At 59.1% G+C, this 7,785-nt stretch carries 6 protein-coding genes; 3 read left to right on the top strand and 3 right to left on the bottom strand.

Features of this window, described 5'->3' with window-relative positions:
* The 3 genes from ACHWRX_RS02950 to ACHWRX_RS02940 form a co-directional block, all read left to right on the top strand.
* On the top strand, positions 1-671 hold a 671-nt coding region (locus ACHWRX_RS02950; protein ID WP_394658034.1), incomplete at its 5' end, for an AAA family ATPase.
* A gap of 45 nt (positions 672-716) precedes the next feature.
* Entirely contained in the window at positions 717-1,739 is a 1,023-nt protein-coding gene (locus ACHWRX_RS02945; protein WP_394658033.1) for a ParB/RepB/Spo0J family partition protein, read from the top strand.
* Between the two features lie 1,115 nt (positions 1,740-2,854).
* Positions 2,855-4,801: a TonB-dependent receptor gene (locus ACHWRX_RS02940; protein WP_394658032.1), complete on the top strand. Its 1,947-nt coding sequence runs from the start codon at positions 2,855-2,857 to the stop codon at positions 4,799-4,801.
* 5 nt (positions 4,802-4,806) lie between these two features.
* Here the strand turns inward: ACHWRX_RS02940 and ACHWRX_RS02935 are convergent, their stop codons facing one another.
* The 3 genes from ACHWRX_RS02935 to ACHWRX_RS02925 form a co-directional block, all read right to left on the bottom strand.
* On the bottom strand, positions 4,807-5,424 hold the full coding sequence (locus tag ACHWRX_RS02935) for a glutathione S-transferase (protein WP_288416598.1): 618 nt from the start codon (positions 5,422-5,424) through the stop codon (positions 4,807-4,809).
* Positions 5,414-6,388 (bottom strand): rhodanese-related sulfurtransferase, encoded by a 975-nt coding sequence (locus tag ACHWRX_RS02930; protein ID WP_394658031.1) that lies wholly within the window; start codon positions 6,386-6,388, stop codon positions 5,414-5,416. Before ACHWRX_RS02930 ends, ACHWRX_RS02935 begins: the two co-directional genes overlap by 11 nt.
* Before the next feature lie 124 nt (positions 6,389-6,512).
* Entirely contained in the window at positions 6,513-7,580 is a 1,068-nt protein-coding gene (locus ACHWRX_RS02925; protein WP_394658030.1) for a diguanylate cyclase domain-containing protein, read from the bottom strand.
* Positions 7,581-7,785: the final 205 nt, after the last annotated feature.

Genomic DNA, 7,785 nt, shown 5'->3' with positions numbered 1-7,785 from the left:
ATGACATCGAGTCGTTAGATTATGCCTTACGCAAGACCCACTTCGATGGGTTGGAATTGATACCTGCAAATTTGCGACTGTTTCAATCCGAGTACGAGATCGCAGCGCGCATGGCCCGTGGGCAGGCCAACCTCATAGACCGTATGGCGCAGGGGATCGCCAGCATTTCCGATCGATTTGACGTGGTCGTTCTCGATCCTCCCCCAGCTCTGGGAGCGATCTCCTTATCCGTACTCCGGGCGGCGAACGCGCTAGTTGTGCCGGTACCTCCGACCGTAATGGATTTTTCGTCAACTGCAGCGTTTCTGGCGATGTTGGACGAAACGATTGAAACTCTTGCCGATCGCGGCATGGCGCCAACGCTCAAGTTTTTGCGGTTCGTCGCCTCGAAAGTCGATGAAAACAAGTCAATGCAAAAAGAGATGCTGAACTTGATGCGGACGATTTTTGGGCACGGGATCGTTCGCACGCCGCTGAAAGACTCAGCTGAGATTGATAACGCCACGGCGCGATTGATGACGGTTTACGAATTGGATGGGCCGGTCACGAGTTCGGCAGTTCGCAATCGTTGCCTCGCTGATCTGGACGGCGTCAACAGCGAGATCGAGCTTGAGGTGCGCATGATGTGGCCCAGCCATGCCGCTCGTCTTCGCAAGGAGGGGCGAGCATGAGGCGGACCAAATTGCACCGGTGCAATTTCCATAGGAGAGCGGGGCATGAGTAAAAAGAACGCCAGCTTTGCTGCTGATCTGGTCGCAGGAATAGATCCCGACGTATCGGCATCACCGCCAGCTCCTCGTCGGCCTGGGATTGGTGCCAGCGTGCTTTCCGGGCGGGAGAGCCGCTTGGCGGAGCTGGCCACCGGTAGCGTGGTTTCACGTACCTACGAACTGGTTGATCCTGCACGATGCCGCATGTGGGCTGGGCACAATCGCGAATACGCGCTTCTCAGTGAAGAGCGCTGCTCCGACCTGATCGAAAGCATCAAGGCCCAAGGTAAGCAGGAAATGCCGGCGATAGTGCGCCGGGTGAAAGACGACCCCGCCTACGATTTTGAAGTAATTTGCGGTGCGAGGCGGCATTGGACGATCACGTGGCTCCGCTCGCACAACTATCCCGACTTTCGATTCCTAATCGACATCCGCAGCCTGACGGATGAGGAGGCTTTTCGTCTTGCGGACATCGAAAACCGGGCCCGCGACGATCTCACCGATCTGGAACGGGCCAGAGATTATCTTCGTGCCCTCGGGGCTTATTACGAGGGGCGCCAGAAAATTATGGCGGAACGGATAAACGTGACCGAGAGCTGGTTGAGCAGATATCTCGATCTCGCCCGATTGCCGCCGGAATTGATGGCGGCATTTCCAGCGCCACAGGATCTTCGTATCAAGCATGTGACGGCCATCAAGCCGCTGTTGAAGCCGGATGATCGCCGGCAACGCGTGTTTGCTGAAGCTGAGCGGCTCTCATCCAATTACGATGGCCGGGCAGCGAGTATGCCGGTGCCTGATATCATACGGGCGCTCAGCAAAGCTGCGGATCCATCCCCCAAGGGGTCAGGAACCCCCAAAAGGTCAGGCAAAGGCGAAAAGGTCACGTCTCCAGACGGAAAACCATTGCTGTCGGTGGAAAATTTTGGCCGGCGGGGCATTCAAGTGACGCTCCTGATTAACGGCGGTGGAGAGCGGAAAGAAGCGGAGGCAGCAATAAACCAAATTTTGGAAAAGTATTGGCCGTGAAGGATGAGCGCGTTTTTAGTTCGCCAGAGATAAACTTTTAATTTTTTTGAGATGATGTCTCATAAATACAATGACTCTGCTGTAGACTTGCTTTGTTCCCCGCCCTAGACACCGTCGATATGATTACAGGGCGGGAGAGCGAATAAGATAATATCCAATACTAGCACGTTTTGTTCGCAACGAATGCAATTTTTGCTGCGAACAGGATCAGTTCATAGCCCGTCACGCCGCACGCTTTACAAGCCGTCGCTATCGGATGTGCAGCATAATCGATTTCGCTTCATAACTGCTGGTACGTGCGTGATGAGCATGAATGGTCCGAAATTAGCGATTCATTTGAGGTGCGACGGCACCGATCGTGGATATCGTTTCATGCGATTGTGCGAAGTCGCAGTCCCCCTCGAAGGCGGCGCTTACGAGACCGCTTTGGCAAGCGTAGTTTTGAGATCGGCTGTCAAATCGGTTGGCATTATCCAAGTTCCGAACGTGATCTGGATCCAAACCGCCGGGCTATGCCGCAGCTTTTGCAGGTGCCTATGTTCGCTCAGACCCTTCCGATGGATGCACAAAAGGCTAACCAGATGAGCGCGCTGCCTTAGCCTTCGATAACCGTAGATGCTGCCATCTCGCACTATGACGTCTGGCCAGATTTTGGTGGCAATGACGGAGCATTGCAGGTGAGTGCCTCTCATTTAACGTTGCGCCAAGTTTCGCCGCCGCTGCCGTTCGTCGGATGACCGCATCGAGAGGCTGTGCCCCCCGTATCCGGTTAAGGCTTGAATAGTTGCGACGAACTGGCTCCATCCGCCAACGTCATCCGGGGCGCAGAAGCGGGTTCACCTTCTCTGAATTAACCTGAAGCCGGGTTTGCCGTCATTAGCGACCGGCCCTTCCGCCTATTCAGAAGCCCCTGAAAATGCTGGGTCACCTGATCCGACACCGTTGCAGTAACGTTTCGTTGGCGTTGATCCAGCTCTCTCAGAACCGTTCGTAACTTGCAGGCGTCGTTCGCTTTTGCGCAACGTCGTATCAGAACCACACGGGACAAACTGGTGAGAGTGAAAAGACTAGCTGTTGGAGCGACCCTGCTAGCGGGAATGCTAGCGCAGCCAGCGATGGCAGAGAGTGCGGACGACGCGTCCAAGGATATCGTCGTCTTTGGGCGAGGGGAGGCCAAGATCGGCACGGCACACGCCGCCAGCGAGGGCACTATAGCCGGCTCTGACCTCTTGGTGCGTCCGCTGCTTCGCGTGGCCGAATTGTTGGAAGCGGTGCCGGGACTTGTGGCGGCCCAGCACTCGGGCAGCGGCAAGGCCAACCAGTACTTCCTGCGTGGCTTCAACCTGGATCATGGGTCCGATTTCACGACATATATCGATGGTGTGCAGATGAACTTACGCACCCATGGGCACGGGCAGGGCTATCTGGACCTGAACGGCTTGATCCCCGAAATTGTCGGACGGGAGGATTTTCGCAAAGGGCCGTACCGTGCAGATGGTGGGGACTTCGCGCTGGCGGGAGCCGCCTACATGACCACGATCGATGGCTTTGATCGACCATGGGTATCCCTTGAAGGCGGTTCCTATCGCGCTGCACGGCTTGCCGCTGGCGGCACGATCAAGAACTTCGCGGGCGGCAGGCTGACGCTGGTGGGCCAGGCCAAGCAGTACGACGGGCCCTGGCACGAGCCTGAACATCTGCGCCACTATGCCGGCTTTGCCAAATACGCGCGACCGTTGGGGAAGGGCGCCCTGGAAGCATCGCTGCACGCCTATAGCGCCACCTGGCGGCCGACCGAACAGATCCCGGAGCGAATTATCGGCAGCCCGGTCTGCCCGGACGTGTTCTGCTCGCCGGATCCCACCGCGCGCGGACGGACGACACGCTTAATCGGTAATATAGCGATCAAGCAGCCGTCCTGGAGCGCGAACCTCTACGGGCAGTATTACGCGTGGAATATGTTCTCGAACCCGACGTATACCGACCCCGACGGGACGAGTGCGCAAATCCACCAGTTCGACAAGCGCTGGGTGGTGGGTCTTAATGCGCGCAAGCAATGGAATATCGCCTCCGCCCTTAGGCTCACGATAGGCACGGAGAACCGATATGATCATATTGGCTCCGTAGGCGTAAACCGGACGGCGGATCGGGCCTTCCTGTACTCGCTGGGGCGTTACCACGTGGAGCAAGCATCGGCGGCGCTTTACGGTGAAGCGATGTGGACGCCGCTTCCAGGGCTGCGGCTGACGGGCGGCCTGCGCGGGGACTTTTATCATTACGCCGTTCGTGCGCGGGATCAGGCTGCCGCGGCGCTGGGCGAAGGCAAGGGACATGATGCGATCATCTCGCCCAAGGCGTCTATCGCGTATCAGCTAAGCCCCCATTTTGAGGTCTACGCCAATTGGGGGCGGGGTTTCCATTCCAACGACGTTCGCGGCGCGGTCAACATCGAAACGCAGGTGCCGGTGCTGGTTCGCGGGACCGGCAAGGAGCTGGGCGCGCGTTTGCAGTTCGGCCAATTGTCAGTGACGGGCACTTACTGGTGGCTGAACGTGGGCAGCGAATTGCGCTTCGTGGGCGATTCCAACGCGGTGGAGCCCACCGGCGCCAGTAAGCGTCACGGATACGAACTAGTGGCATTCTGGCGTCCGACGCCTTGGCTGGCGCTCGATGGAAACTACACGGCAAGCCATTCGCGGTACGATAACGGCGATCGCATTCCCAACGCCTTTGAGAATGCGGCTTCGGCCGGCGCCTCGATCGTTCTGGACCCATGGGAGGCGAGCATTCGCGTCCGCCATCTTGGTCCTTATCCGTTGCTAGAGGACAACTCGGTACGCGATCGTGGCAGCACGGTCCTGAACGCGCGGGGGGCCTGGAAGGGACGGAAAATCACGATCTACGGTGAGGTGCTCAACATTCTGAACAGCCGCGACAAGGATATCGCCTACTACTACGGGTCTTATATTCCGGGCTTTGACCGCTTCGGTCCCGAAGACGGTCGCCTCAGCAGGGTGGTCGAACCGCGTACCGTAAAGATCGGGGCGCGATACACGTTTTGAGGCTGTCAGTTCGGCGCGCTTGCCGGTGACCAGGGTGGCAGCCGGACCATGACCGCCTCGAACAATCGGGACGCAAGGTGATCCGCTAACCACTTCTGGAGATAGGGAAGGGGCTGCGCATCGAACCAGTCGCGGTCCACCGCGGCAAATTGCCGTATGAACGGCATGATCGCCGCATCTGTCAGCCCTCGCGTCGGGCCGCAAAGGTAGTTGGCGTGTACAAGCCTGGCGTCGAGGGTGCTCAGGAAGGTGAGCCCACATTCGCGATGTAGTAACGCATCGCAATCGTGCCGTTCGGGATATTTATAGCGATCCAAGTCATGCTTGAACGGGCCGTCGTTGGCGGCGATCAGCGCCGTGTCGTCCTGCGCCAGCCAGCCTTCGGGGTCACTTATGGCCAGGGACCAATGCATGATGTCTATGCTTTGATCGATCACCTCGCCGCTGGCCAGAACCAGCACCGGGACCGTGCCCTTTGGCGAGGCTGCCAGCATGGCCTGCGGTTTTGCGGAAAGCTTCACCTCCCGCAGTTCGTAGGCGATACCGCTGACCGCAAGGGCCAGTCTGGCGCGCATCGCGTAGGGACATCGCCGGAAGCTGTAGAGGACGGGTTCAGTGGCCATCTTGGTCAGGCCGCGGATTGACCATGCCCACATGAGCCCGTCCTTGTTCGGCGGCCAGAAGTTCCTGGCGGTGGCGTTCGCGGTAGGATGCGCGCTGCCCTTCGCTGCGTTCGTGGTGGCAGGCCGGGCAGCTTACGCCGGGCTCATATAGCGGTGACTCGATGTCGTCTGCGCGAACGGGGCGGCGGCAGGCATGGCACAGCGTGTACGTACCTTGGGCCAGACCGTGACCGATCGTGACGCGCTGATCGAACACGAAGCACTCGCCGCGCCACAGGCTCTGCTCCTCGGGCACGGTTTCCAGGTATTTCAGAATCCCACCCTTGAGGTGATAGACGTCCTCCACACCCTCTGCCTTCAGAAAGGCCGTGGACTTTTCGCACCGGATGCCGCCGGTGCAGAACATCGCGACTTTGGGCGGGGTGCCAGAGCCTAGCAGGCGTCCGCGTTCGTTGCGAAACCACTCCGGGAAGTCGCGAAAGCGCGCGGTTTTCGGATCTATCGCACCCTCGAACGTGCCTACGGCAACTTCGTAATGATTGCGCGTGTCGATCACGATAGTATTCGGATCAGCGATCAGCGTATTCCAGTCCTGCGGCTCGACGTAGGTTCCGGCACTGGCGGCTGGGTCGATGTCAGGCTGACCCATCGTGACGATCTCAGGCTTCAGGCGTACCTTCATCCGGTGGAACGGCATGGCCGACGCGCTCGACAATTTGACATCAACGTCGGCGCAATCGGGCAGGGCGCGGATGTGGTTCAGCACGCGCGAGATACCCTCAGGCGAGCCCGCGATCGTGCCGTTGATCCCCTCGCTGGCCAAAAGCAGCGTGCCGCGAATTCCCTCTTCCAGGCACAAGCGTTGCAACGGTGCGCGCAGATCGGCGCAGTGAGGCAAGCGCGCGAAACGATACAAGGCAGCGACTTGGACCGGGGCAGGGCAGTCAGGGCGGGATATGTCCATCGCGGCCTCATAGCGACAAGCTGCAGGAGCGTCAGCCTTCTCGTTCTTTTGCGGCCGATCGCGCACTCGGTGTCACCCAAGGGAAGGAGAGCATTCCGCCGATCACGTCGCGCGGTTGATGGCCTCAGGCCGGCACCCCCAGCAGAACTCTCTGCCGCGCGCGCTTCACGCCGTAGAGTTGGGCGTCGGCGAGCCGCAACAGCGCATCAAGCGATGCGCCTTGATCTGAATTGAGCACGGTGCCGATGCTGGTGGTGAGCGAGATGCTGAAGCTGTCGATCTGGAAGGGCTGCTGTATCACATCGCGCACGCGCCAGGCCAGGCTATGGGCCTCTTCCTCGTTGACGATGCCAAGCTGCACGATGGCGAACTCATCCCCGCCAAGGCGTGCGACCATATCGGTGTGGCGCATGGTGTTGCGCAAGCGCCTCGCTACGGCCAGAAGGACTTGATCGCCTGCGGCATGGCCATAACGATCATTGACCGGCTTGAACCCATCGAGATCGAGGTAGTGGACCGCCATCTGCGTACCGGGCGCGGACTGGGCGATCCGCGCGGTGAAAAACTCGTGTAAGGCCAAGCGATTGGGCAGCGATGTCAGAACATCACTCCGCGCCATGCTGACGGACGAGATCCGCGCCGCGATCTCCGTCTGGGATTCGTCATAGCGTACGATCATCGAACGCACCGCGCCCCCGATCAATGCCAGTATGACTATCGCCATCGCCGCATAGGTCTCCTCTTCCTTGAGCACGGAAAAGACGATGATCGGTGCCATCGCGAGGATGATACTGGTGATTGCCAATCCGGGGCGTAGCCCGCAATTGGCCGCCACGCCTGCGCAATATCCCACCGCCAGGCACACCGTGATCATGTGCAATTCAGGCTGGGATGCGCGAAACACCAGTCCGCAAAAGACGCTCATGACAAGTGCAAACCCGATGTAGGGGATCGCAAAGCGAGCTTCCAGCCGAGCCGCCTCTTGACGAGAAACCAGCGGCGCGAAGGCCTTGTCGCGTAGCATCATCGCCGTTGCGATACGCCAGCCATTCAGCGCGGTTCCCAATAGACCAATTACCAGGAACGCACCAATCTGCGTTTTCTCAAAAGCGATCCACACATTCAGAAGAAAGATCGCGGCCATCGCGCTCGATGGCGCAACGCTGGAAAACAAGCTGCGAACTTGCGCCACGTAAACGTGATCTGTGACCGGCTCTGTCGTGGTGAAGGGCAAAGTGTTGATCAGCCAAAGAGGTCGTGAGCATCAGGCTAGCGAAAGATCCTTGCTATTCCGTTAGGCAGGTAGGAAGCCGGTTGGCGTGACGAACGCGGAGGGCGGCATGGTTGCGCCAACCGCGCATCAGAAAGTGCGCCTCACTCCGATCGTGAGAGGAGGC

This window comes from uncultured Novosphingobium sp. (genome assembly GCF_964277725.1).
Taxonomy (GTDB): Bacteria; Pseudomonadota; Alphaproteobacteria; order Sphingomonadales; family Sphingomonadaceae; genus Novosphingobium; species Novosphingobium fluoreni.
This window is presented reverse-complemented; position numbering and strand designations above follow the sequence as displayed.

What these genes read in the sequence shown, in the direction of transcription:
- ACHWRX_RS02930 (WP_394658031.1), bottom strand. Translation starts at nt 6,388, where the DNA reads ATGGACATATCCCGCCCTGACTGCCCTGCCCCGGTCCAAGTCGCTGCC.
- ACHWRX_RS02945 (WP_394658033.1), top strand. Translation starts at nt 717, where the DNA reads ATGAGTAAAAAGAACGCCAGCTTTGCTGCTGATCTGGTCGCAGGAATA.
- ACHWRX_RS02935 (WP_288416598.1), bottom strand. Translation starts at nt 5,424, where the DNA reads ATGGCCACTGAACCCGTCCTCTACAGCTTCCGGCGATGTCCCTACGCG.
- ACHWRX_RS02940 (WP_394658032.1), top strand. Translation starts at nt 2,855, where the DNA reads ATGGCAGAGAGTGCGGACGACGCGTCCAAGGATATCGTCGTCTTTGGG.